Origin of the sequence: Azospirillum sp. Sh1 (assembly GCF_008365135.1) — a bacterium.
Classification (GTDB): domain Bacteria; phylum Pseudomonadota; class Alphaproteobacteria; order Azospirillales; family Azospirillaceae; genus Azospirillum; species Azospirillum oryzae.
In genome coordinates, this window is record NZ_VTTK01000004.1 from 1 (window position 1) to 25,258 (window position 25,258).

Genomic DNA, 25,258 nt, shown 5'->3' on the forward strand with positions numbered 1-25,258 from the left:
TGGCTGTGTCTGCCGTGCAGCTGCAATCCATTCAAAAATCCCGGACAGCAGTGCGCCTTCGCGGGAATGACGGCCGACAAAATTACCTTATTCCAGTGCCTTGCGTGATGCCGAGATGCATGCATCCGGCAGGCGATGGTTACGACCGCGATGCAGGGTCCTTCGGCGGTGCGGCCTCGTTCCGGGAGGCGGCGAGGAAGGCTTCGATGGTGGCCAGCGCCATGCGTTCGTCCTCGATGACGACATGCCGGCGGAGTTCCTGCACCGCCGCGGCCAGACCGCCTGCCGCGAAGGCCCGGTGAACCGCCTGGGTGGCCTTTTCGTCGATGAGCTGCATGATGTCCATGAACTCCTTTGAAAGGGTGGTCAGCGCAGCACGATCGCCCTGTGGTCGTGGACCATGACGCGCGCTTCGATGTGCAGGCGGATGGCGCGGGCCAGGATGACGCTTTCGACATCGCGGCCGATGGCGACCAGATCGTCGGGCGACATGGAGTGGTCGACGCGCGCCACCTCCTGTTCGATGATCGGCCCTTCGTCGAGATCGTCGGTGACGTAATGCGCCGTGGCGCCGATCAGCTTCACGCCGCGCTTGTAGGCCTGATGGTAGGGCTTGGCTCCCTTGAAGCTGGGCAGGAAGCTGTGGTGGATGTTGATGATCCGCCCGGCCATCCGCGTGCAGAGATCCTGCGACAGGACCTGCATGTAGCGGGCGAGGACGACCAGTTCGACGTCGTTCGCCTCCACGATCTCCATCAGGCGGAGTTCCTGTTCCCGCTTGGTGCCGGCCGAGACCGGAAGATGGTGGAAGGAAATGCCGTGCGATTCGACCAGCGACTGGAAGTCGTCGTGGTTCGACACGACGCCGACGATGTCGACGGGCAGCGCCCCGATGCTGTGGCGGTAGAGAAGGTCGTTCAGGCAATGGCCGAACTTCGACACCATGATGAGGATCTTCGGCCGCCGCCGCGCATCCCGCACCGTCAGGGTCGTCGCAAAGCGGTTCACGATGGGCTGCAGTTCTTCGATGAGAACGGCTTCGCTTCGGATCGCTTCCGGAGCGTCGAAGGCCATCCGCAGGAAGAAATGCTCGCCGTCGTGATCGACGAACTGCGCGCTTTCGATGATGTCGCAGTCGCGGTCCGACAGGTATGTCGAAACGGCGGAGATGATCCCCGGCCGGCTCCGGCAACTGACGGTCATATAGAACGGGTTGTGATTCGGACGCATCGCAGGTCTCGCGCGGAAGGGATGGCCGGAGGGCTCAGGCGAGGTCGACGAGCGTCGGTTCGTATCCGAGTCGGGCCAGGAAGGCCGACAGGTCGTCGGGGTGCATCGACAGCGTCGCGCGGTTGGTCATCGGGTGGAAATTGACGGTGTCGCCGGCGAGAACGCGGCGCTCCAGCACCAGACGGACGCGGCGCTCCTTGTCCGCCACCAGGGCCAGCGGGCTGACGCCGCCCGGCTCGATCGACAGCACCTGCTCCAGCGTGACCGGGGAGGCGAAGGACAGCTTGGCCGCGCCGATGACCGGGGCCAATTCCTTCATGTTCACCGCCTGATCGTGCGGCAGCACGACCAGCCACAGAATGCCCTTGGCATCCTTAAGAAGCAGATTCTTGCTGTGCACGCCGGGAACGCTGCGCCAGTGTTCCTCGGCGTCGGCGACGGTCCGCACCGGCGGATGGGCGTGCAGGCGCATCGGCATCGATGCGAGGGCGAGTTCCCGGCACAGCTCTTCGGGAATTCCGGCTTCACGCCAGTGCAGTTGCATGGTGTCGGTGTCGTCGAGCATTTTGCCAATCCTTGTCTGTTCGGCAAACCCGGAGCGCGGTTCCTGCCGCGATGAGGAGCGGGGTCGCGGCCTTGCGCTGGCCCCCCATCCCTGACCGATTCCCTGATGACAGCATGGCAAAGGGATCCACCCGCCGATTGTACGGGTGCGTCACCGGCATTGCATGAAACGGCCGGCGCGGAAGGACTCAGACCTTGCGGAAGACGGACGGCGTCATGCCGCGGCGTTCCTTGAAGGCGCGGACGAAGTGCGAGGAATCGCAGAAACCGACGGCGGCGGCGATCTCCGTCACCGACTGTTCGGTGTTGCGCAGCAGGAATTCGGCATGTTCCAGCCGCATGATCCGATAGGCCTCGGTCGGCGTCATGCCCAGCGCATTCTGGAAATGCCGTTCCATCTGGCGCCGGGCGGCTCCCAGGCGGCGCGCCATCTCCGCCACCGACAGCGGCACGTCGATGTTCTGCTGCATCAGCAGCAGCGCCTTCCGCACCACCTCGTCATTGGTGGAGAAGTCGAGCGGGATGCCGGGCTGCGGCTTCTCCCCGCGCAGCGCGTCGTCGATGATCATGATGTGCAGGCTTTTGCGGGCCTGGGCGCGGCCGACATGCTTTTCGACGAGATATGCCGCGAGATGGGCCGAGCTGGTCCCGCCCGAGCAGGTAAGCCGGTCGCGGTCGACGATGAAGATCTGGTCGGACACAGGCATGATGCCGTCGAACTGCTCCAGGAAATCGGCATGGTGGAACCAGCTGATGCAGCAGCGGTAGCCGTCCATCAACCCGGCACGCTGCAGGATGAAGGCGCCGGTGCAGACACCCACCAGCGGGATCTTCGATGCCGCCGCCTGACGCAGATAGCGGATGTAGTCGGGGCTGAGGTTGGAGATTTCGTCGATCAGCCCGCCGATCACGACGATGTAGTCGAACTTTGCCGGGTCGCCCAGCCGTTCGGTCGGTTGCATCAGCATGCCGCAGCTGGACGCCACCGGCCGCATCTGGTCCGACAGCACGGCCCAGTCGCACAGGATCGGCCGGCTGCGGTCACCCTCGTCGGCGGCGAGCCTCAGAACATCGACGAAATTCGCGAAGGCGCACAGCGTGAAGCGGTGGGCGAGGATGAAACCGACGGACAGGCGCGGCGCCGCGGGACGGTCCGGGAACCGGCCGGTCCTGGCAGCGTTCGTACCGATGCCGCCCGCCCTGACGCGGCCTGCCCCGATACTGTTCGTCATGTGACCTCCGGCGGACGCATCGTCGCATGGGTGACATTAAACTGACGCACCCGTTCTGTCCAACAAAGGGTCGCTTCCCGATACTGTCAGCACGTTGAACTTCGCGGTGCTGCCATGACCCGCTTCTCATTCTCCTCGCTGCTGACGAACGCGCTGACCGGAAACAAGAACTGGCAGCCTCAATGGCCCGATGCGGAGCCGAAAGCCGAATATGACGTCGTGATCGTCGGCGCGGGCGGGCATGGTCTGGGTGCGGCCTATTACCTCGCCAAGGAACACGGCATCACCAATGTCGCGGTGGTGGAGAAGGGGTGGCTCGGCGGCGGCAACACCGGCCGCAACACCACCATCATCCGCTCCAACTACCTGTACGACGAAAGCGCCCGGCTCTACGAGCATGCGGTGAAGCTGTGGGAAGGGCTGAGCCAGGAGCTGAACTACAACGTCATGTTCTCGCAGCGCGGCGTGATGATGCTGGCGCACACGGTTCATGACATCCAGAGCTTCAAGCGCCACATCCACTCCAACCGCCTGAACGGCATCGACAACGAGTGGCTGACGCCGGAGCAGGCCAAGGAATACTGCCCGCCGCTGAACATCGCCGCCAACGCCCGCTATCCGGTGATGGGCGCGGCGCTGCAACGGCGAGGCGGCACCGCCCGCCACGACGCGGTCGCCTGGGGCTATGCGCGGGCCGCCTCGGCGCGCGGGGTCGACATCATCCAGAACTGCCCGGTGACGGCGATCCGCCGCGATGCCTCCGGCCGCGTCACCGGCGTGGAGACGGCGCGCGGCTTCATCAAGGCCAAGAAGGTCGCTGTGTCGGCCGCCGGCAACACCTCGGTGGTGATGGACACCGCCGGCGTCCGGCTGCCGCTGGAAAGCTATCCGCTGCAGGCGCTGGTGTCGGAGCCGGTCAAGCCGGCCTTCCCCTGCGTGGTGATGTCCAACACCGTGCATGCCTACATCAGCCAGTCCGACAAGGGCGAACTGGTGATCGGGTCGGGCACCGACCAGTACACCTCCTACAGCCAGCGCGGCGGTCTGCCGCTGATCGAGCACACGGTCGCCGCGATCTGCGAGGTGTTCCCGATCTTCAACCGCATGCGCATGCTGCGCAAATGGGGCGGCATCGTCGATGTCACGCCCGACCGCTCGCCGATCATCGGCAAGACGCCGGTGCCGGGCCTGTATGTGAACTGCGGCTGGGGAACCGGCGGCTTCAAGGCGACGCCGGGCTCGGCGAACGTCTTCGCCCACACCATCGCCCGTGACGAGCCGCACCCGATCAACGCGCCCTTCACGCTGGAACGCTTCAAGACCGGCCGGCTGATCGACGAGGCCGCCGCCGCCGCCGTCGCGCATTGAGGAAACGACCATGCTGCTCATCCGCTGCCCATATTGCGAAGCCGAGCGCCCGGAGCTGGAGTTCACCTATGCCGGCGAGGCGCACATCGCCCGCCCGGCGGACCCGTCCGCCCTGTCCGACGACGAATGGCGCGACTTCCTGTTCATCCGCACCAACCCGCGCGGCCGGCATTTCGAACGCTGGCGCCACATGCACGGCTGCGGCCGCTTCTTCAACGCGGTGCGCGACACCGTGACCGACAAATTCGCCATGACCTACAAGGCGGGGGCTCCGCGTCCGAGCGACGAGGAGATCGCGCTGGCCGCCTCCAGCGTCAAGGAAGCACGTCCATGAGCAATTTCCGCATTGCAGGCAAGGGCAGGGTCAACCGCAGCCGTCAGGTCCGCTTCGCCTTCGACGGCGTGGACTATACCGGGTACGAGGGCGACACCCTGGCGTCCGCGCTCCTGGCCAACGGCGTCCATCTCGTCGGCCGGTCCTTCAAGTACCACCGGCCGCGCGGCTTCCTGACCGCCGGGTCGGAGGAGCCGAACGCGCTGGTCGGCACCGACCGCGGCAACGGCCGGTTCGAGCCGAACACGCGGGCGACCGTGCTGGAGGTGTTCGAGGGGCTGAAGGCCGAGAGCCAGAACCGCTGGCCGTCGCTGACCCGCGACATCGGCGCGGTGAACGACGGGCTCTACATGCTGTTCTCGGCCGGCTTCTACTACAAGACCTTCATGTGGCCGAAGAGCTTCTGGAACAAGGTCTACGAGCCGTTCATCCGCAGCGCCGCCGGCCTGGGCAAGGCGCCGACCGCCCCCGATCCCGACACCTATGCCAGCCGTTTCGCCCATTGCGACGTGCTGGTCGTCGGTGGCGGCGCCGCCGGTCTGGCCGCCGCGCTGGAAGCCGGGCGCAGCGGCGCCTCGGTCATCCTGTGCGACGAGCAGACGGAGCTTGGCGGCTCGCTGCTGTCGGAGCCCAGCGCGGAGATCAACGGGCAGCTGGCCTGGGACTGGCTGGAGGACACCAACGCCGCGCTGGCGTCGATGCCGAACGTCACCGTGCTGCCGCGCACGACGGCCATCGGCTATTACCACCAGAATTTCGTCGGCCTGTGCCAGCGGCTGACCGACCATCTCCGCATCGTGCCGGACGGCGCGCCGCGCGAGCGGATGTGGAAGGTGCGGGCCAAGCAGGTCGTGCTGGCCCAGGGCGCCATCGAAAAGCCGCTGGTGTTCGCCGGCAACGACCGTCCGGGCGTGATGCTGGCCGGTGCCGCGCGCACCTATCTGAACCGCTACGGCGTCAAGGTCGGCAACCGGCTCGTCGTCGTCACCACCCATGACAGCGCCTGGCATGCCGCCTTCGATCTGGCCAAGGCGGGGGTGGAGATCGCGGCCATCGTCGATGTCCGCGGCACCGTTCCGACCCAGCTGGTCGCCGCCGCCGACGCGCTGCGCATCAAGACAAAGATCGGCTGGACCGTCACCGGCACCAAGGGCCGGCTGCGCGTCTCGTCGGTGCGGGTCAATCCGGTCGGCGCCGGCGGCAAGGTAGGGGGTGGGGAGACCATCGCCTGCGACGCCCTGCTGATGTCGGGCGGCTGGACCCCCAGCGTCCATCTGTTCTCGCACACCCAGGGTTCGCTGACCTGGAACGAGGACGGTCAGATGTTCCTGCCCGGCCGCGGCAAGGAGGAATGCCGTCTGGCCGGCGCCGGCAAGGGCCGCTTCGGTCTGAAGGCCGCCTTCGAGGATGGCGCCGCCGCCGGTGCCGCCGCCGCCGCGGACGCCGGGTTCGGCGTCGAGCCTGCGTCCTATCATGTGGAGGGCGAGCTGTCCTTCACCGGGGTGACCGGCCGCGAGCTGCCGACCGACCGCGATCCGGGCCATGCCAAGGCCTTCGTCGATTTCCAGAACGACGTGATGGCCAAGGACATCCGGCTGGCCGTGCGCGAAGGCTTCAAGTCGATCGAGCACATCAAGCGCTACACCACCAACGGCATGGCGACGGACCAGGGCAAGACGTCCAACATCAACGGTCTGGCCGTCGCGTCCGATGCGCTGAAGCGGCCGATCCCCGCCGTGGGTCTGACCACCTTCCGCCCGCCCTACACCCCGACCACCTTCGGCACCTTCGCCGGCTACAACAAGGGCGCGCTGTTCGATGTGACGCGCAAGACGCCAATCGACAGCTGGGCCGAGGAAAACGGCGCGGTGTTCGAACCGGTGTCGCTGTGGCGCCGCGCCTGGTACTTCCCGCAGGTCGGCGAGGACATGCATGCGGCGGTGGCGCGCGAATGCAAGGCGGTGCGCTCGTCGCTCGGCATGTTCGACGCCTCCACCCTCGGCAAGATCGAGATCGTCGGTCCCGACGCCGCCGAGTTCATGAACCGCATGTACACCAACGCCTGGACAAAGCTTGCGCCCGGCCGCTGCCGCTACGGCCTGCTGCTCGGCGAGGACGGCTTCATCCGCGACGACGGCGTGATCGGACGTCTGGCCCATGACCGCTTCCACGTCACCACCACCACCGGCGGCGCGGCACGCGTGCTGAACATGATGGAGGATTACCTCCAGACCGAATGGCCGGACCTGAAGGTCTGGCTGACCTCGACCACCGAGCAATGGTCGGTGATCGCGCTGCAAGGTCCGAATGCCCGCAAGCTGATCGAGCCGTTCGTCGAGGGCATCGACCTGTCGGAAGGCGCCTTCCCGCACATGGCGGTGGCGACCGGTAAAATCTGCGGCGTGCCGACCCGGCTGTTCCGCGTCTCCTTCACCGGCGAACTCGGCTTCGAGATCAATGTGCCGGCCCGCTACGGCCGCGCGGTGTGGGAGAAGCTGTTCGAGGCCGGGCAGCGCTTCGGCATCACCCCCTACGGCACCGAGACGATGCATGTCCTGCGCGCCGAAAAGGGCTACATCATCGTCGGGCAGGACACGGACGGCACGCTGACGCCGGACGACGCCGGCCTGTCCTGGGCCGTCGGCAAGACCAAGCCGGACTTCGTCGGCAAGCGGTCGCTGACGCGGCCGGACATGCTGGCGAAGGACCGCAAGCAGCTGGTCGGCCTGCTGACCAGCGATCCGAAGACGGTGCTGGAGGAGGGGGCGCAGATCGTCCTCGACCCCAACCAGCCGGTGCCGATGGAGATGGTCGGCCATGTGACCTCGTCCTACTGGAGCGCCGAGCTGGGGCGGTCCATCGCCCTGGCGGTGATCCAGGGCGGCCGGTCCCTGCAGGGCCAGACCGTGCATGTGCCGATGCCGGACAAGGTCCACTCCGCGACCATCACCGGTATGGTGTTCGTCGATCCCGAGAACAAGCGTCTCAGCGCATAGGAGGCCTACCCGTGCTTCTGGCCAATCACCCGTTGCTGGGCAAGACGATCGCCGGCGACAAAACCAGCAGGCTGACCATCCGCGCGGCCGAGGACGTCGCCCGCTTCAGCCTGCGCATCGATCCCGCGGCCGCGCAGTCGGCCGGGGCCGCCTTCGGCACGCCGCTTCCCACCCGCATCGGCGGGATGGTGGAGAATGGCGGACGGACCGCGCTCCAGCTCGGCCCCGACGAGTGGGTGCTGCTGGCGCCGGTCGCCGAGAGCGACACCATCGCCGATGCCTTCGCCGCCCTTCAGGAGCCGCACAGCCTGGTCGACATCGGCCATCGCGAGGTCGGCATCCTGGTGGAAGGGGAGGCGGCGGCGCTCGCCCTGCGCGCGGCCATCGCCTTCGACATCGAAGCGATGCCGGTCGGCAGCGGCTGCCGCACCATCTTCGACAAGGCGCAGATCGTCCTGATCCGCGAGGACAAGAACCGCTTCCGGATCGAGGTCTGGCGCTCCTTCGCCGACCATGTCTGGGGCCTGCTGCAAGCCGTCAGCCGCGAAATCGCGCTCGGCATCTGATCGGGAGAAACGCACATGAACCGTCATCAGTCACTGCCGAAGCCCGATCTCGCCGATACCGCGATCGCGGCGGCCATCGACCGCGAACTGAACCGCCAGAAGTACGAGATCGAGCTGATCGCCTCGGAGAACATCGTCTCGGCGGACGTGCTGGCCGCGCAAGGCTCGATCCTCACCAACAAATATGCCGAAGGCTATCCGGGCCGACGCTATTACGGCGGCTGCCAGTTCGTGGACGAGGTCGAGACCATCGCCATCGACCGCGCCAAGAAGCTGTTCGGCGCCGGCTTCGTCAATGTCCAGCCGCATTCGGGCGCCCAGGCCAACCAGGCCGTCTTCCTCGCCCTGCTGCAGCCGGGTGACCGGGTGATGGGCATGTCGCTGGCCCATGGCGGCCATCTGACCCACGGCTCGCCGGTGACGATGTCGGGGAAGTGGTTCGACATCGTCAGCTATGAGGTGCGCGAGAGCGACCAACGGATCGACTATGATGCGCTGCGGGCCAAGGCGCTGGAGACCAAGCCGAAGCTGATCGTCGCCGGCGCGTCGGCCTATCCGCGGGTGATCGACTTCGCCGAGTTCCGCCGCATCGCCGACGAGATCGGCGCCTATCTGATGGTGGACATGGCCCATTACGCCGGGCTGGTCGCCACCGGCCATTATCCGGACCCGTTGCCGCATGCCCATGTGGTGACCACCACCACGCACAAGACGCTGCGGGGTCCGCGCGGCGGCATGATCCTGACCAACGACGAGGCGCTGGCCAAGAAGTTCAATTCGGCGGTGTTCCCGGGCAACCAGGGCGGCCCGCTGATGCATGTCATCGCCGCCAAGGCGGTCGCCTTCGGCGAGGCGCTGACCCCGGAGTTCAAGGCCTATGCGGGCCAAGTGGTGGCCAACGCCAGGGTGCTGTCCGACACGCTGGTGAAAGGCGGGCTGGACATCGTCTCCGGCGGAACCGACTGCCACATGGTGCTGGTCGACCTGCGGCCGAAGGGCGTGAAGGGCCGCGACGCCGAGCGCGCGCTGGAGCGCGCCGGCCTGACCTGCAACAAGAACTCGATCCCGTTCGACCCGGAAAAGCCGGCGGTGACCTCCGGCATCCGGCTGGGCACCGCGGCGGGCACCACCCGCGGCTTCGGCGAGGCGGAGTTCGCCCGGATCGGCGAACTGATCCTGACCGTGGTCGACGCCCTGGCCGAAGCCGGCCCGGACGGCAATCCCGAGGTCGAGAAGCGGGTGCATGGCGTGGTCCGGGAACTGTGCGAGCGCTTCCCGATCTACGGCTGAGAGTTTGTGAGTTTTTGTGAGTCCTGCCGAGAGACGCTTCATATTTGCACCGCATCGCACCGGATCTCATCATGAGCATCTCTCGGCCGTCATTCCCGCGAAGGCGGGAATCCAACCGTTTCAATAGCTTAGACGCGGAGCCGCCTGGATCCTCGCCTTCGCGGGGATGACGGCCAATAAGAGCTTCCAAAAACTCACAAACTCTGACGAGGCACCCGATGTTCCTCAGCGTATTCGATGTGTTCAAGATCGGTATCGGCCCGTCCTCGTCGCACACGATGGGGCCGATGACCGCCGCGGTGCGGTTCCTCGCCATGCTGCGGGAGTGGACCGGAACTGCGCCTGCCGCGGTCCGGGTCCGGCTGCACGGGTCGCTCGCCTTCACCGGCAAGGGCCATGCGACGGATCGGGCGGTGGTGCTCGGCCTGCTCGGCTACCGGCCGGACAATCTGGACGTCGACGAGGCCGACCGCCGCATCGCCGAGCTTCGGAACGGGCGGACGCTGACGCCTCCCGGCCTGCCGGCCCTGGCGTTCGACCCCGAGGCCGACGTGGTGTTCGACTTCGGGCCGGCGCTGCCGGGCCACGCCAACGGGCTGGTCTTCGAGGCGCTGGACGGGGAGGGGACGGTTCTGCTGTCCGAAACCTTCTATTCCATCGGCGGCGGCTTCGTCGTCACGGCGGCCGAGCGGGAGGCGGCCCCGACCGCGGCCCGTGAGGGGAGCGCCGACTGGCCCTATCCCTTCGAGCGTGCCTCCACCATGCTGCGCATGGCCAGGGAAAGCGGCCTGTCGATTGCCGCCATGAAGCGCGCCAACGAGCTGGTGCATCACTCCGGGCCGGCGCTGGACGACGGCCTGAACCGCATCTGGGCGGTGATGAACGGCTGCATCGAACGCGGATTGAGCCTGGACGGCCAACTGCCGGGAAGCCTGAAGGTGAAGCGGCGGGCGAAAGCCATCCACCAGCAGTTGCTGCGGGAGCGCGGCGTCAATTCCAGCCAGCCGCATGTCGCATACGACTGGCTGAGCGTCTACGCGATGGCGGTCAACGAGGAGAATGCGGCCGGCGGCAAGGTGGTGACCGCGCCGACCAACGGGGCGGCCGGCGTCGTGCCGGCGGTGATCCGCTATTACCTCGACCATTGCGCCGGCGCCGAACCGGCCAAGGTCGCCGATTTCCTGCTGACCGCCGCGGCGATCGGCGGCCTGATCAAGCACAACGCCTCGATCTCCGGGGCCGAGGCCGGTTGCCAGGGCGAGGTGGGGTCCGCCGCCGCCATGGCCGCCGCCGGTCTTTGCGCCGTTCTGGGCGGAACGCCGGAGCAGGTGGAGAATGCGGCGGAAATCGCGCTCGAGCATCACCTCGGCATGACCTGCGACCCGGTTGCCGGGCTGGTCCAGGTGCCGTGCATCGAACGCAACGCCATCGGCGCCACCAAGGCGGTGGCCGCGGCATCCCTCGCGCTGCGCGGCGACGGCCAGCATTTCATGCCGCTGGACAACTGCATCCAGGCGATGCGGCAGACCGGCGAGGAAATGAACAGCAAGTTCAAGGAAACCAGCCTGGGCGGACTCGCGGTCAATCTGCCGGAGTGCTGATGGCCGGAATTGCCCATCATGCGACATCGCATGTGGAACATATATTTCCATAATAACCGTTATGTGTTTTTGGTGTCGCTCAGGGTAGGTTCCATTCTGACTTGCAGCATTCCTGCAATCACAGTGGGTGTATTTTTTACCGGCGGGCATACAGCATGATACGGAGCGGATCCTGCTGGTATCCTTCCTGAACGTCACCGCCTTGCGCAGCGACTATCATTACCTCTATGTGTCGCCCGCAGCCCCCTTCGGCATTCTGATCGTGGCCTGTGCCGTCGCCAAGCCATGGCGACAGGTCAGGCCGACCACGGCGTGAAGGAAATCCTGGTGCGCACGCTGCCCGCGGACTTCCCGGCCGCGTGACCTGCGCTATTCTGATGGCGTCGACCGCCACGGACCGCGAAGCCACGCCATGCATGAAGTCCTGTCTATCACGCGCGCCCTGCCCTCGCGTTTCGGTTCGGCGGTCCGGCTTTGGATCGGCGCGCTGTTTTTGCTGATGGCGCTCTTGCCGGCGGCCGGGGCTTCGGCCCAAGCGATCTCGGCCCAAGCGATCTCGCCGGCGGCTCCCCCTCCCGTGCCGGCCGCCACCGCCGCGCCGGGTGGGACCGACGATATGATGATGAAGATGCTGAGCGAGGGACAGGACCGTATGGCCGGGTTCCGTGGCAAGCTCGCCCAGCGGCTCCGTGCCGCGCCGGAAGTTCCCTCGGCCATATTGGCGACCCTGACGGCCCAGAGCCCGACCGGCAAGCCCGGCCACTTCCTGCGGGTCATCGGCCTGATCATCGCCCTGCTGGTCGTGGGTCATGCGGTGCAGCATGTCATTTACGAACGGCCGGTCGCCCGCCGCCTGCTGCCGCGCCGCGACGCGCCCAGGCCGGGGGATTCGGACCTGGCCGCCCGCTTTCCCGGTCTGGTCGCCCGCGCGCTGATGACGGCGGTCGGCATGATCCTCGCCAGCCTGATCGCATTCGGGCTCGCCACCGCGCTGATCCCGGACCCGACGCCGATGACCGAAAAGACCGTCATCCTCGTCGGAGTTGGATATCTGCTGGTCTGGACCATCAGCCTGTTCTGGCGGTTGGTGCTGCCCCCCGGCGTCGATCGGCTGCGGCGCGACCTGTCCGCCAGCGGTGCCGTCGGCATCGCCCTGATGATCGGTACGGTCTGGCTGGAGGCGCTGGGGATGCCCGCCGATCCCCATGCGGTGCTGGTTGCGCTGTTCGGGCTGCTGACCGTGCTGGCGACGGTCGGCGCACTCTATGTCCACCGGCGGACGGTCGACAGCATCTTCCTTGCCGGGCGCGGCGCCGGAACGGTCGCTCCGCTCGAACGGTTGGCCTTGCGCCTGTGGTTTCCCGTGGTGGTCGTCTATTTCGCCTGCGCTTGGGCAGCGCTGGTCAACCGCCTGATCCTGGGCTGGCCGACCGAGTTGCCGCTGCTGCTCGGCGCCTATGCGGTCGCCGGGGCGATTTTGGCCGTCTACGCCACCGTCACCTACGCCACCCACCGGCTGTTCCACCAGCGGCGGCCCCAGTGGTGGTCTGTGGGGGAGCCTGCGGACGATGACCGGGGCGGAACCGCGGACGGAAGCACCCCGCCCTCCTCGCCCCCGCCGGTCGCCGCCCTCGACAGTTACGAGGCGCTGGCCCGGCGGGTGGCGGGCATCCTGGCCGCCGCCGCCGGGGTGACCGTGACCCTGTCGGTGTGGAACATCCCGCGCATGCGGGGCGATGCGGCCGAGCACCTCACCAGCGTCATGACGATCTGCCTGATCGGCTACGTCGCCCACCAGAGCATCCGCATCTGGATCGACCGCCGGATCGCCGAGGAAGGGCCGGTGCCCGGCACCGTTCCGGGCGACGAGGGGGGCGGCCACGGCTCGGCCAGCCGGCTGGCGACGCTGCTGCCGCTGGTGCGCAATTTCGTCCTGCTGTCGATCGTCGGCGCGGTTCTGGTCAGCGTGCTGATGGATCTGGGGGTCAACATCGCGCCGCTGTTCGCCGGGGCGGGCATCGCCGGCATCGCCATCGGCTTCGGCGCGCAGACGCTGATCCGCGACATCTTCTCCGGCGCCTTCTTCCTGATCGACGACGCCTTCCGCAAGGGCGAGTACATCGAGATCGGGGCCATCCGCGGCACGGTGGAAAAGATCTCCGTGCGGTCGATGCAACTCCGCCACCATCGCGGCCCCCTGCACACCGTCCCCTTCGGCGAAATCCACCAGTTGACCAACTATTCGCGCGACTGGGTGATCATGAAGCTGCCGCTGCGCATCACCTATGACACCGATGTCGAAAAGGTCCGCAAGCACATCAAGCAGCTTGGGCAGGCCCTGCTGGAGGATCCGGAACTGGGGCCGAAATTCCTGCAACCGTTGAAATCACAGGGTGTCATCCAGATGGAGGATTCGGCGATGATCCTCCGCGTCAAGTTCATGACCCGCCCAGGCGACCAGTGGGACGTCCGCAAGCGGGTGTTCCAGGAACTTCACGCCCTGTTCCGCCGCGAGGGCATCCGCTTCGCCCATCGCGAGGTGACGGTCCGCTTCGCCGGCGAGGCGACGGTGAACGGCCCGGCCGGGGCACCGCCCGGAGAGGATGCCCGGACCCTGGCCGCCGGCGCCGTCCTGCACACGCTGGACGAGGACGCACCGGACGCCGGGGCTGCGGCCGGCAGGCACAAGGGTGCGTTGTAGACGGCGCTCTTCCCGGTTCAGGACCGCGGATCGGCCGGCTCCGCCGGGATGATCGGCAACAGGATGCGTATCGTGGTCCCCTGCCCCTCAGCGCTGTCTGCAAGGACGTGGCCGCCCCAACCGGCGACGATGCCATGCACGACGGGGAGACCCAGCCCTGTGCCGTGTCCCACCGACTTGGTGGTGAAGAAGGGATCGAAGATCCGGGCCAGCGTGGCCGCATCCATTCCGCACCCGTCGTCGCGGACGGTCAGGGCGGCATAGCGGCCGGCCGGGTGCGGCCATGCCCCGTCCGTCGCCCCGTCGAGCTGGACCGCGTCTGCCGCGACCTCGATCGTTCCCCCCGATGACCCGATCGCATCGGCCGCATTGCGGATCAGGTTTATCAGAACCTGCGCCATCTGTGTCTCGTCGGCGCGGACCATCAGAGGGGTGGTGGCGATCCGCCAGACGAGTTCGACGTTCCGGGGGACGAGCACGTCGACCATGTCGGCCACATTGCGCAAGGCGGATCCCAACTGCAGCGGACCGGTCGCCGCCGGATCGGCGTGGCTGAAGGTCAGCACCTGCTGGGTGATGCGCTGGGCGCGCTGCGCGGCTTCGATCACCCTGGCGAGATTCTTCTGTGCCTGGCAATCGGGCGGCACATCCTCCATGACCAGTTCCGTCAAGCCGATGATCGGTTGCAGCATGTTGTTGATCTCATGCGCCAGACCGCCCGCCAGGCAGCCCAGAGCCTCCAGCTTCTGGGCCTCCCGCAGCTGACCCTCCAGCTCCGAGCGGGTTTCGGCCGCGCGGCGGCGCTCCTCGGCGAAGCGCAGTTCCGCCTCCCGCAGGCTCAACACCTCGGCCACCGCTTCCCGCTCCTCCGTCGCCTGCCGGACGGCATCCAGCAGATCGTCGACCGCGGAACCCAGCGGATCGGCGGCTTGGGTGGCGATCTGCTCGGTGTAGGCGCCGATCTGCTTGAAGCGTCCATAGAGCGTGCCGGGAGCGTCGCCGCGACCGACCAAGTCGCGGATAAGGCTCTGCCGCAGCCGGTTCAGCATGCGCAACCGGGTATTGCGGGCGCGATGGAAATAATTCTGGAAGTGTCCGTAGTGGATCGGGAAGCGGGCAACGTAATCGTCACGGAATCCGCCTTGTCCCGCCGGATCTTCCCCGCCGTCGTCGGTGAAGAAGAAGAGCGCGGAGAGCGTCTGGTTGACGTTGATGCCCAGGATTTCGCCGAAGGTTGAAAAGCCTGCCACGGGAAGATCGTCGAAGACGGTCATCCCGGTCAGGTTGGGGCCGTTGTTGATCCGCCGCAGGACACAGTCGTTGAGAATGCCTCCGACCGGTCTGGGCTTGTCGCGGAGAAACGCGGCGAAATCGTTTCTCGTCTGCCCGATGAAATCGGTGGCCTCGACCAGAAACAGCTCGTCACCGGCGTTGACGTCGCAGAAAAAGGAGACCCGTCCCTTCGCACGGTTGATTCCCGCCACCGAGCGCACGAAAAGCCCGCTGTCCAACTCGACGGCGAAGGTGTGGGAGACCAGCAGGCGCTCAAGCTCTTCGGGCTGGCACTGGAGACTCCGGCACAGGGCTTCGATGAAGCCGGTGACCTCCAGGCTTTCGGGATCGATGACGCTGGTCACCGTGCGCCGGATCGGATCACAGTCCAGGATGGTGAAGGACAGTCCGGTCTTGCTGAAATTCTGAGACTTGAAGACTCCGTAGCGCTTGCCTGGAGCCATCCGCAGGAAGGCGATGACCGCGTGATTGTCCAGCACCCGGCAGCCCTCATAAACCCATGTGTTGAGGAAATCCAAGGTGCCGGCGGCGGAGCCGCCGACGAACAGCACCGGGAAACGGCCGGAGGCATAGATCGCCTCCATCAGGCAGCTTTCGCTGGCGGACAGCCCGTCGATGAACAGCAGCGCCACCGTGTCGTGACAGTCGAGCGGGAATGCCGGCTCGATGGCCTCCAACTCCCGGCATATCGCGTCGACGCGCTGTTCGTGGGAGAGGCGAATGCTGCCGGCGCGGATGTCCTCGCTGTGCAGGGGAACGCTGTGGATGCTGACATCGGCGAACAGGTCGTGGCTGAAGGCCTGAAGGACGATGCCGTCCTGCCGTTCGCCGGGATGGTAGAGGCCGCCGGGCACTCCCGAACACAGCTCCCCCGCCGTCGACACCAGCACCAGCCTGCTTTGCGGAGACAGAACGGAGCGCAGATCCTCCGCGACATTCGCAAATGGCAGCGCCGGCGAGACGAAGCCGAGGACGAAGGCCGGCGGGTCGTCATCGAAGGCAAGCAGCCTCGGAGCGTCGCAGAGATCGGCAGCATCGGTGGCAAGGGTTCTGATGAACCCGTTCGAACGTCCGATGGCACCCGGCATGGTGGAACCTCCTGTCCTGAGAGATCACCACGGAATGATTGCGGTCGGGCCGGCCGTCAGTGTGGCCGGCGGCATGTCAGCGCACGGCCTCCCGCAGGAACAGGTCCTGCCAGCCGAAGCGCAGCATATGCTGGGGAATTTCCCCGGCACGGCCGATCCGGTCGCCGGCGATCAGCGTGGTCCCGGCCGCCCGTGCCGCGACCGCAAGGCTGGTCGAGGTGATGCCGACGATGCAGGTCTTCAAATTCGCCCGCTCCGCCGCTGCGACGAAGCTGTTCATGTCCTCCATGATCCTGGCTTCGGTGCCGCGGTCGGACGAGATCATGGTGGTCAGGCCGGTCAGCCCGGTTCCCGAAAGGCTTGCAAAGCTCTGCTGCCGGCATTCCACGCGCAGGAAGGTCCAGCGGCAGAATGGCCGCACCTCGTTGACCAGTTCGCTCATCCGGCCGCCGGGCACGCCGGCGGGAAAGCGCAGGAACTCGAAGATCAGGAAGGGGCGCAGATAGTCCGGTACCGATTGGCAGATCGCCAGATAGTCCTGCCGGCTCCGGCGCGCCGCCAGCGTCTCGAAGCAGACGGGGACCGACACCATCAGCCGGAATTTGTTGCGGAACAACTCGTCCAGAATCTCCACCGTATCGGCCAGGGTGTCGATGTCGACCTTGGCCAGTTGCTGCGGTTCGCTGACCCCGGACAGCGCCAGCATCCCTTCGACCGAGGTTCCGTCGGGAAAGCGGCGGACCGGCGTGCACATGTAGGTGGAGATCACCTGCCGGCCGACATCCCACAGCGGGCGATACATGGTGCCGATCTGCGCCATCTCCAAAGTTGACAGCTTCAGCTTGCGCTGCTCCGCCGCGCTGGCCGCGGCGCCCGGCGGGGGCGGAGCCGCCGAACCTGCCGCTTGCTCCGCCGGGCCGTTCGCCTCCACCGTCTGCTCGACGGCCGACAGGAGGTCCGCGACGGAGGCGTGTTCGAACAGCAACTTCCCATCCACCGCGCCGACAGCGGTGGAGACGGTGATTTCGGCCAGTTTGGGATCGCCCAGGAAAAGCCGGTACAATTCTTCGGCGATCTTGGCGCAGACGAGCGACGCCGCCTGCCGGCTCAGCGTCGCGAAGACGATGATGTATTCGCCGTCACCGCTGCGGAACTGGACGTCCTTGTCGTCGATGTGGCGGTTGATGATACGGTCGGCAGAACTGTGAACGCGGTCGCGCAACTCATCCCAGGCGGGCCCCAGGCTCGCGCGCAAGGCGTCGAGGTTCAGCATATGGATGCGGCCGGCGGAGAGCAGTTGCGGCTGGGCCAGCAGAACCTTCAGCCGCCGCTCCAGGGCTCTCATCCGCTCGACATCCGCGTCGTTTGCCGTTCCGCTCCGCGACGAGGGGGCGGTCGCGGCGGGTTCCTCCTCGACGAACCAGTTGCGGAGCTTTTCCCCCAACGACAGTCCAAGCATGACCATATCCTCTCAGAGCCGCCGTCACTTGGCACGTGTGGAACGGGCGATGGGATGTCCCGGCAGGCAGGCGGAGACCACGGTCAGCAGTTGATCCCGGGTGAAGGGTTTGCCGAGGACATGGTCCGCCCCCATCTGCTCGGCGACCTTCAGCAGTTCCATGGCGTGGCTGCGTCCACCACCGGAAATGGCGATGATCTTCATGGCCGGCATCGAGCGGCGGATGTTCAGGATCGTGCCGATGCCATCCGCCCGCGGCATGATCAGGTCGCAGATGACCAGATCGACAGCGTTGGCACGCAACATGCGCAAGCCCTCTTCGCCATCCTCGGCCTCGATGACGGTCATCGACTGGCGCTCCAGAAACTGGCGGAGAACCGAGCGGACCATATCCTCGTCGTCGATCACGAGTACCGTGGGCATCTTCGCCTCCCCTTTCAGGCGAGCGTGCAGTCGTGCTCGACAAAAGAATGCGCGTCAGGCCGTTATCAGAGCGTTAACGTCTAAACCAAATCACCCCCGATGGTTGCGGTCAGCCGAAGGTGCTATGCTGCCGGCCAACGTGTCGTGCGACCGGCATTCAACCGCGGCAGTGCCAGCAGCAGGGGGCCCCTCGATCCCTGTCTGGACCGCGCCGGTTTTGTCGGAGGGAGACTCGAGAAAAGCGCGCCGCCATGCCGACCTGTCCGGGTCGGCATGGCGGCGCGCTTTGGCCCAATCGGGAGGATCAGTGCGACGGCTGGGCGGGCGCCCGGGCGGTCAACGGCATGACGGCGATTCCACCCTCCCCTTCCAGGGACCGTTCGGCGGCGGCGTCACCCTGGTTCAGTTCCCGCTGCAGAACCTCGCGGTCGCAGGCATTTTCCCAGATCGAGACGACGATGCTGACGACGCAGTTGCTGATGATGCTGGTCAGGGCGCGGGCTTCGGACATGAAGCGGTCGATGCCGACCAGCAGCGCGACGCCCGCCACCGGAAGGTCCGGCATCACCGTCAGCGTGGCGACCAGGGCGACGAAGCCGCTGCCGGTGACGCCGGCCGCACCCTTGGAGGTCAGCAGCATGATGCCGAGCATGGCGAAGATCTGGCCGGCCGACAGGTGGATGTCGCAGGCCTGGGCGATGAACAGGGAGGCCAGCGTCAGGTAGATCGCGGTGCCGTCGAGATTGAACGAGTAGCCCATCGGCAGCACCAGCCCGGAGACGCCCTTCTTGCAGCCCAGCGTTTCCAGCTTCTGCAGCACGCGCGGCAGGACCGGTTCGGAGGAGGAGGTGCCGAGCACGATCAGCAGTTCTTCCCGGAAGTAACGCAGCACCTTCCACAGGCTGAAGCCGTGCAGCCGGGCCAGCGTGCCGATGATGCCCACCAGGAAGACGCCGCAGGCGACGTAGAAGGTGAGGATCAGCAGGCCGAGCGAGCCGATGCTGTCGATGCCGTATTTGCCGACGGTGAAGGCCATCGCGCCGAAGGCGCCGATCGGGGCCAGCTTCATGATGAAGCCGAAGGCGGCGAACAGCACATGGGAGAAGGCATCGATGCCCTGGGCCACCGGCTCTCCCGCCTTGCCGGCCCGCGTCAGCCCGAAGCCGACCAGGATGGAGATCAGCAGCACCGGCAGCACCTCGCCTTCCGCGAAGGCGCCGAAGAAGGAATGCGGGATGATGTGCAGCAGGAAGCTGACGAAGCCGACCGGGGCCGCCTGCTTGGCGTAGCGCGCCGCCACCGCGGGGTCGAGCGAGGCGGGCGACACGTGCATGCCGACGCCTGGCTCGATGATCATGACCGCGGCCAAGCCGATGAGGAGTGCGGCCACCGTCAGCGCGTAGAACAGCGCCATCGACTTGACCATCGTCCTGCCGATCTCGCGGGTGTCGTTGAGGCTGGTGATGCCGCTGACGATGGTGCAGAAAACCACCGGCGCGATCATCATCTTGACCAGCTTGACGAATCCGTCGCCGAGCGGCTTCAGGGATGCGCCGAGGTCGGGCCAGAAATGGCCAGCCAGGATGCCCAGCGTCAGGCCGACGACGACCTGGAAGTAGAGGGCTTTGTAGAAGGCTTTCGACGGGGCCGGCGCCTGGGTATGGTCTCCCATTTGTGGACGCATGGCGTTTCCTCCTCTCTTGTGCTGTGGCGTCAGGCTGCAAGGGCGGTTCGCGACGGGGTCGATGGCCGTGCGAACACGGTTCCCTCGAACAGGCGCCTTGCTGTGCGCAGGATGCTGGCGGTCGGGGCGGTGGCGGTTGCGGTCAGGGCGGACTGGCCGGCCCCTGGATCGAGGCGTACGGTCAGCCGCCCGGCCGGATGTTCGAAGGTGACGTCGCCGGGCAGGGTCAGCCGCCCGGCCAGTGCGGCGGCGACGGTTTCCGGAATGGTGCAGGCGGTCGCGGTGGCGACGGCGCCGGTGATGGCCATCGCCCGGTGGCAGTCGTGCGGCATGAAATAGCGTACGGCCAGCGTGCCGCCGCGCGTCGGCGGGGCCAGCAGCACCGGCTTCGGGATCACCATGCCGGCGGCGTTGCGGAAGCCCATGCGCCGGCCGGCCTCGACGCGCAACGCTTCCAGCCGGGCCATGAAATCACGGTCGGACCGGTAGCTGTCGACGGGCTCGTACCCGGTCTTGGCCAAGTCGGCGGCGCGGACCAGCATCACTGGGATGGCGGCGTCGATGCAGGTGACCTCGACCCCGTCGATCAGGTCGGCCGGCGATCCGGTGGGCAGCAGCCGGCCGGTGTTGGCGCCGGCCGCATCGAGAAAGGCGAGATGGATAGGGGCGGCGGTGCCGGGCACGCCGTCGATCACGGCCTCGCCCTCATAGGCCACCTGCCGGCCGGGGGTCTGGACGCGTGCCTCGATCAGCTTGCCGGTGTTGACATTGTGGATGCGCACCACCGTGACGCCGTCCGTCGCCGGAACCAGCCCGGATTCGATGGCGAAGGGGCCGACGGCGGCCAGCATGTTTCCGCAATTGGGCGAGGTGTCGACCACCCCCTCCTGCACCCGCACCTGGGCGAACAGATAATCCACGTCCGCACCGGCCCGTGTGGCGGGACCGACGATGGCGACCTTGCTGGTCAGCGGATTGCCGCCACCGATGCCGTCGATGCCAAGATCGTTCCCTGCCCCCATCACGGAGAGCAGCAGGGCGTCGCGCTCCATCGGAGCGGCGGGAAGGTCGGACGCCAGGAAGAAGGGTCCGCGTGAGGTCCCCCCGCGCATCATCACGCAGGGAATGCCGATCTGGCGGTTCATCGGATGGGTCATGGCGCTTGGTTTCTCTTGAGTTCGCCGGTTGGCGAAGAAAGCCGATGCGCCGATATTCCGTTTGCGAACCGTATTTGTGAAATGCAATGATTCGCGCTATTATTCCATTATACGCATCAATCCAAGCGCCGCGCGGGGCCGGGCATGAACTTCGAACTGGTCGATCTGAAGGCGTTCATCGCGGTGGCGGAGTTGGGCAGCTTCAATCGCGCTGCCGACCTGCTGAACCTGTCGCAGCCCGCGCTCAGCCGCCGCATCCAGAAGCTGGAGGATACGCTGGGGGTGGCGCTGTTCGAACGCTCGACCCGCCATGTCGCCCTGACCATGGTCGGGCGCGACTTCATGCCGAAGGTCCGGCGCTTTCTCGACGAGTTCGAAACGTCGCTGTTGGGCATCAGCGATTTGGGTGCGCGCAGCGGCGGGCAGATCACCATCGCCTCCGTTCCGACGGCGGTGTTCTACTTCCTGCCGAACGCGATCAGCCGTTTCAGCATCGCCTTCCCGCGGATCCGCATCCGCATCCTGGATCTCGGCGCCAACGAGGGGCTGGAGGCGGTGGCGCGCGGCGAGGCCGATTTCGGCATCAACTTCATCGGCACCTCACACCCGGACATCGAATTCACGCCCCTGGCGGAGGATCCCTTCGTCGTCGCCTGCCGGCACGATCATCCGCTGGCGTCGCACAAGGTGGTGAATTGGGATGAGTTGGCCGCCCACCGGGTCATCACCGTGGGACGGACCAGCGGCAACCGGGCGCTGATCGACAACGCCCTGGCGCAGCATGGCCTGAAACTCAGCTGGTCCTACGAGATCACGCATCTCGCAAGCTCGCTGGGGCTGGTGGAGGCGGGGCTTGGCGTCGCGGTGCTTCCCAAGCTAGCCACCCCCTCCTCCGGCCATCCGATCATCCTGACCCTGCCGCTGGGTCACCCGAAGATCTCCCGGACAATCGGCGTCGTCCGCCGCCACGGCGCGATCCTGTCGCCGATGGCGGCGCGCTTCCTGGACGTGCTGCTCGACTCCTTGAAACTCTGATGGTCGCCGGCCCGATCAGTTGGACGCGGCGCAGAGCTTCTCGCGGGAGGTCTGCTTCGCCGCCTCGGCGGAGAAGCCGTAGGGCTCGATGATCTTGGCGAACTCGCCCGACGCCTTCATCTCGGCCAGCACCTTGTCGAAGGCATCGCGCAACGCGGTGTCCTGCTTGCGGAAGGCGGCGCCGTCGCAATAGACCGGGGCGCCCTTGACCGGGGCGACCACCTCGATGTTCGGGTCGTTGGCCTTGCCGACCAGATCATGGATCGACAGGACCGGCAGCGAATAAACGTCGATGCGGCCATCCTGCAGCATCTTCAGGCCGCTTTGCGGGTCGGGGACCACGATCACGCGGTCGCGCGGCACGCCGGCCTGCAGAGCCAGCTTCTCCTCGGTGCCGCCGCCGGGAGCCCCGATCTTGGCATTCGGGTTCTTGGCGATGTCCTCGTAGGAGGTCAGCTTCAGCGGGTTGCCCTTCTTCAGGGCGAAGGATTCGGCATCGCAGAGGATGGGTTCCGAATAGGCGACGGCCTTGCAGCGCTCCGGCTTCATGAACAGGCCGGCGGTGACGACGTCGAAGCGGCGGGCCTGCAGGCCGGGGATCATCGCGCCATATTCGGAGATCGAGGCGACGACGTCGCCGACCCCCAGCTTCTTCATCACCGCGCGGGCGACGTCGGGGGCGGCGCCAGACACGGTGCCGTCCGGCTTGACGGCGGTATAGGGCGGTTCGTTGGCGATGCCGATGCGGGCGAAGCCTTGTTCGCGCAGCGTCTCCAGCGTGTCGGCGGCGAATGCCGGCGCGGCGAGCGTGAGGAGTGCGGCGGCGATGCCAACGCTTTGGGCGATCTTAAGGTGTTTCATGTCTGCCGTCCCTCTTTCGTGACTTGGTGAGTGCCCGGCCGGCGTTCCCCTAGGGGCGCCGGCCCCTGTTTGGTCGGTGTCGATACCGTTCTTCACACGCCCGCCTTCTGCCGAGGCGGGTTCCGACAGGCGATTGGATTGGTCAGTTCTCGACCGTTCCCACCACCGCGATGCAGTCGCCGGCCTTGACGAGGCCGGGGAAATGGCGGGCCGCCAGGATGCCGTCCAGCGCCGCCCGGTATTCGGAGGGCGCCAGCCCGGTGCGGCCGATGGGGTGGATGCGGGCGAGCAGATCGCCCTTGCGCACCGGCTGGCCCAGGTCGACGCAGGCTTCGATCAGGCCGCTGTCCTCGGCGAAGCGGAAACAGTCGGCTGACGGCATGTCGAGCCAGCGGCCGGCTTCCGCCGGCTGGTCGTCCGCCGGCGGTGCGTCCGTCAGGATCCCGGCGTGGCGCAGGACGTTGCGGACGCCGCGCTTGGCGATGGCGATGGTTTCCGCCCGGCCGGTGCCGCCGCCGCCGAGTTCGGTGGTGACGAAGGTCTTGCCCAGTTCCTCCGCCGCGGTGTCGTACATGCCGACCGCGTCGATCTCCAGCATGCGCATGGAATAGGGCGCGGCGAAGGCGGCCACCGCAGCGAAGCAGCGCGCCTCCTGGTCCTTGTCGGGCAGGATGTGGGCGGCGGCGAAGGGGACGAAGTCCAGCGTCCGGCCGCCGGAATGGATGTCCATCACCAGATCGGCCAGCGGCAGGAGTTCACGGGTGAAGTAATCGGCGATCTTCTGCGTCACCGTGCCGTCCGGGCGGCCTGGAAAGCTGCGGTTCAGGTTGCCCTTGTCGATGGGCGAGGTGCGGGTTCCCGCCTGGAAGGCCGGGTAATTCATCGCCGGGACGATGATGACGCGGCCGGCGACCCGGTCGGCCGTCAGCGTCTGGGACAGGTCGAACAGGGCGACCGCGCCCTCATACTCGTCGCCATGGTTGGCGCCGGTCAGCAGGGCGGTCGGCCCGCTGCCGTTGCGCACCACGGTGATCGGGATCATCACCGAACCCCAGGCCGAATCGTCGCGGCTGTAGGGCAGGCGCAAAAATCCGTGCTGCACGCCGTCGCGGTCGAAATCGACCGTCGGGGTTATCGGGGAGGGGGCAATTGTGACGGGCGCCATGGTCAGGACTTCACGAACAGCTTGCGCGGCACGTCGGCGAGGCATTCGACGCCGGTGTCGGTGATGGCGATGCTCTCGGTGATCTCCAACCCCATATCCTCCAGCCACAGGCCGGTCATGAAGTGGAAGGTCATTCCGGGCTTCAGTTCGGTGCGGTCGCCGGGACGCAGGCTCATGGTGCGCTCGCCCCAGTCCGGCGGATAGCTGAGGCCGATGGGATAGCCGGTGCGGTTGTCCTTGGTGATGCCGTAGCGCTTCAGGACGGCGAAGAAGGCGTTGGCGATGTCCTCGCAGCTATTGCCCGGCTTGGCGGCGGCCAGCCCGGCCTCCATCCCCTCCAGCGTCGCCTTCTCGGCATCGAGGAAGGCCTGGGTCGGCGTGCCGAGGAAGACGGTGCGCGACAGCGGGCAGTGGTAGCGCTTGTAGCAGCCGGCGATTTCGAAGAAGGTGCCCTCCCCCAGCTTCATCGGCCGGTCGTCCCAGGTCAGGTGCGGGGCGGAGGCGTCGGCCCCCGACGGCAGAAGCGGGACGATGGCGGGATAGTCGCCGCCGAAGCCGTCCGCTCCGCCGATGCCGCGGATGCCGGCGTCGTAGATCTCGGCGACGAGGTCGCATTTGCGCATGCCCGGCTCGACCCGCTCGACGATGCGGGCGTGCATCGCCTCGACGATTCGGGCGGCCTTGCGCATGTAGTCGAGTTCCTGCGGGCTCTTCACCGCGCGCTGCCAGTTGACCAGCGCCGTCGCGTTCTTGAAGCGGGCGTTGGGCAGGTGGGTGGTCAGCGATTGGAAAGCGGCGGCGGTGAACCAGTAATTGTCCATCTCGACGCCGATGGCGAGATTGCCCCAGCCGCGATCCGCCAGGATCGTCGACAGCAGGTCCATCGGGTGGCGTTCGGTCGACTGCACATAATGGTCGGGATAGCCGATGATGCTGTCATGGGCGAGATAGGCGGTGCGCTTGGCGCCGTTGGCGTCCTGGCCGCGGCCGTACCAGATCGGCTCGCCGTGCGGCGGCACGATCACGCATTGGTGGACATAGAAGGACCAGCCGTCATAGCCGGTCAGCCAGGCCATGTTCGACGGATCGGTGACGATCAGCAGCTCGATGCCGGCCTTGTCCATGGCGGCACGGGTCTTGTCGAGCCGTGCGGCATATTCGGCCCGGCTGAAGTTCAGCGTCGGTTCCAGCATGTCGGGGTCTCTCTTATG

Annotated in this window: 21 protein-coding genes; 9 read left to right on the forward strand and 12 right to left on the reverse strand. The window is 66.8% G+C overall.

From position 1 onward, the window contains the following. Window positions 1-139: 139 nt before the first annotated feature. From FZ029_RS05940 to FZ029_RS05955, 4 genes are all read right to left on the reverse strand, one after another. On the reverse strand, window positions 140-337 hold the full coding sequence (locus FZ029_RS05940) for a hypothetical protein (RefSeq protein WP_149268394.1): 198 nt from the start codon (window positions 335-337) through the stop codon (window positions 140-142). Window positions 338-366: 29 nt separating this feature from the next. Beyond that, a complete protein-coding gene (gene purU / locus FZ029_RS05945; protein ID WP_188051827.1) occupies window positions 367-1,230 on the reverse strand; it encodes a formyltetrahydrofolate deformylase in 864 nt (287 codons plus the stop codon). 34 nt (window positions 1,231-1,264) lie between these two features. Beyond that, the gene (locus tag FZ029_RS05950) at window positions 1,265-1,795 is read right to left on the reverse strand and encodes a YbaK/EbsC family protein (protein ID WP_149268395.1); all 531 of its coding nucleotides are present in this window, start codon (window positions 1,793-1,795) and stop codon (window positions 1,265-1,267) included. Between the two features lie 187 nt (window positions 1,796-1,982). Further along, on the reverse strand, window positions 1,983-3,026 hold the full coding sequence (locus tag FZ029_RS05955; protein ID WP_149268396.1) for a GlxA family transcriptional regulator: 1,044 nt from the start codon (window positions 3,024-3,026) through the stop codon (window positions 1,983-1,985). Window positions 3,027-3,140: 114 nt separating this feature from the next. On the opposite strand from FZ029_RS05955, the gene FZ029_RS05960 reads away from it, so the two are divergent. From FZ029_RS05960 to FZ029_RS05995, 8 genes are all read left to right on the forward strand, one after another. Beyond that, window positions 3,141-4,394, forward strand: coding sequence for a sarcosine oxidase subunit beta family protein (locus FZ029_RS05960; protein ID WP_149268397.1), 1,254 nt, complete (start codon window positions 3,141-3,143; stop codon window positions 4,392-4,394). 10 nt (window positions 4,395-4,404) lie between these two features. Further along, window positions 4,405-4,728 (forward strand): sarcosine oxidase subunit delta, encoded by a 324-nt coding sequence (locus tag FZ029_RS05965; RefSeq protein WP_085082214.1) that lies wholly within the window; start codon window positions 4,405-4,407, stop codon window positions 4,726-4,728. Further along, on the forward strand, window positions 4,725-7,724 hold the full coding sequence (locus tag FZ029_RS05970; RefSeq protein ID WP_149268398.1) for a sarcosine oxidase subunit alpha: 3,000 nt from the start codon (window positions 4,725-4,727) through the stop codon (window positions 7,722-7,724). Before FZ029_RS05965 ends, FZ029_RS05970 begins: the two co-directional genes overlap by 4 nt. An 11-nt stretch (window positions 7,725-7,735) precedes the next feature. Continuing rightward, complete coding sequence (locus FZ029_RS05975) at window positions 7,736-8,290, forward strand: sarcosine oxidase subunit gamma family protein (protein ID WP_149268399.1); 555 nt, start codon at window positions 7,736-7,738, stop codon at window positions 8,288-8,290. Between the two features lie 15 nt (window positions 8,291-8,305). Then, window positions 8,306-9,580, forward strand: a complete 1,275-nt coding sequence (gene glyA / locus FZ029_RS05980; protein WP_149268400.1) for a serine hydroxymethyltransferase — start codon at window positions 8,306-8,308, stop codon at window positions 9,578-9,580. A gap of 218 nt (window positions 9,581-9,798) precedes the next feature. Further along, window positions 9,799-11,181, forward strand: a complete 1,383-nt coding sequence (locus FZ029_RS05985) for an L-serine ammonia-lyase (RefSeq protein WP_149268401.1) — start codon at window positions 9,799-9,801, stop codon at window positions 11,179-11,181. Window positions 11,182-11,308: 127 nt separating this feature from the next. After that, entirely contained in the window at window positions 11,309-11,497 is a 189-nt protein-coding gene (locus FZ029_RS05990) for a hypothetical protein (protein ID WP_149268402.1), read from the forward strand. 96 nt (window positions 11,498-11,593) lie between these two features. After that, entirely contained in the window at window positions 11,594-13,882 is a 2,289-nt protein-coding gene (locus FZ029_RS05995; protein WP_149268403.1) for a mechanosensitive ion channel family protein, read from the forward strand. 17 nt (window positions 13,883-13,899) lie between these two features. Here the strand turns inward: FZ029_RS05995 and FZ029_RS06000 are convergent, their stop codons facing one another. The 5 genes from FZ029_RS06000 to FZ029_RS06020 all read right to left on the reverse strand — a co-directional run bounded on the left by FZ029_RS06000 (window position 13,900) and on the right by FZ029_RS06020 (window position 20,986). Further along, on the reverse strand, window positions 13,900-16,263 hold the full coding sequence (locus FZ029_RS06000) for an FIST N-terminal domain-containing protein (RefSeq protein WP_149268404.1): 2,364 nt from the start codon (window positions 16,261-16,263) through the stop codon (window positions 13,900-13,902). Between the two features lie 76 nt (window positions 16,264-16,339). After that, complete coding sequence (locus FZ029_RS06005) at window positions 16,340-17,722, reverse strand: hypothetical protein (protein ID WP_149268405.1); 1,383 nt, start codon at window positions 17,720-17,722, stop codon at window positions 16,340-16,342. Between the two features lie 24 nt (window positions 17,723-17,746). Then, entirely contained in the window at window positions 17,747-18,145 is a 399-nt protein-coding gene (locus FZ029_RS06010) for a response regulator (protein ID WP_149268406.1), read from the reverse strand. A gap of 304 nt (window positions 18,146-18,449) precedes the next feature. Next, window positions 18,450-19,829: a C4-dicarboxylate transporter DctA gene (gene dctA / locus FZ029_RS06015; RefSeq protein ID WP_149268407.1), complete on the reverse strand. Its 1,380-nt coding sequence runs from the start codon at window positions 19,827-19,829 to the stop codon at window positions 18,450-18,452. A gap of 29 nt (window positions 19,830-19,858) precedes the next feature. Further along, window positions 19,859-20,986 carry a 4-oxalomesaconate tautomerase gene (locus tag FZ029_RS06020; RefSeq protein WP_149268408.1) on the reverse strand — a complete coding sequence of 376 codons (1,128 nt, stop codon included), beginning with the start codon at window positions 20,984-20,986 and terminating at the stop codon, window positions 19,859-19,861. A gap of 144 nt (window positions 20,987-21,130) precedes the next feature. Between FZ029_RS06020 and FZ029_RS06025 the strand changes: the two genes are divergently transcribed. Continuing rightward, window positions 21,131-22,021 (forward strand): LysR family transcriptional regulator, encoded by an 891-nt coding sequence (locus FZ029_RS06025; protein ID WP_149268409.1) that lies wholly within the window; start codon window positions 21,131-21,133, stop codon window positions 22,019-22,021. A 15-nt stretch (window positions 22,022-22,036) separates the two neighbouring features. Here the strand turns inward: FZ029_RS06025 and ehuB are convergent, their stop codons facing one another. The 3 genes from ehuB to doeA all read right to left on the reverse strand — a co-directional run bounded on the left by ehuB (window position 22,037) and on the right by doeA (window position 25,240). Further along, the gene (ehuB, locus tag FZ029_RS06030) at window positions 22,037-22,882 is read right to left on the reverse strand and encodes an ectoine/hydroxyectoine ABC transporter substrate-binding protein EhuB (RefSeq protein WP_149268410.1); all 846 of its coding nucleotides are present in this window, start codon (window positions 22,880-22,882) and stop codon (window positions 22,037-22,039) included. Window positions 22,883-23,024: 142 nt separating this feature from the next. Continuing rightward, complete coding sequence (gene doeB, locus FZ029_RS06035) at window positions 23,025-24,047, reverse strand: N(2)-acetyl-L-2,4-diaminobutanoate deacetylase DoeB (RefSeq protein ID WP_211104097.1); 1,023 nt, start codon at window positions 24,045-24,047, stop codon at window positions 23,025-23,027. A 2-nt stretch (window positions 24,048-24,049) separates the two neighbouring features. Beyond that, entirely contained in the window at window positions 24,050-25,240 is a 1,191-nt protein-coding gene (gene doeA / locus FZ029_RS06040; protein ID WP_211104098.1) for an ectoine hydrolase DoeA, read from the reverse strand. Window positions 25,241-25,258 lie beyond the last annotated feature (18 nt).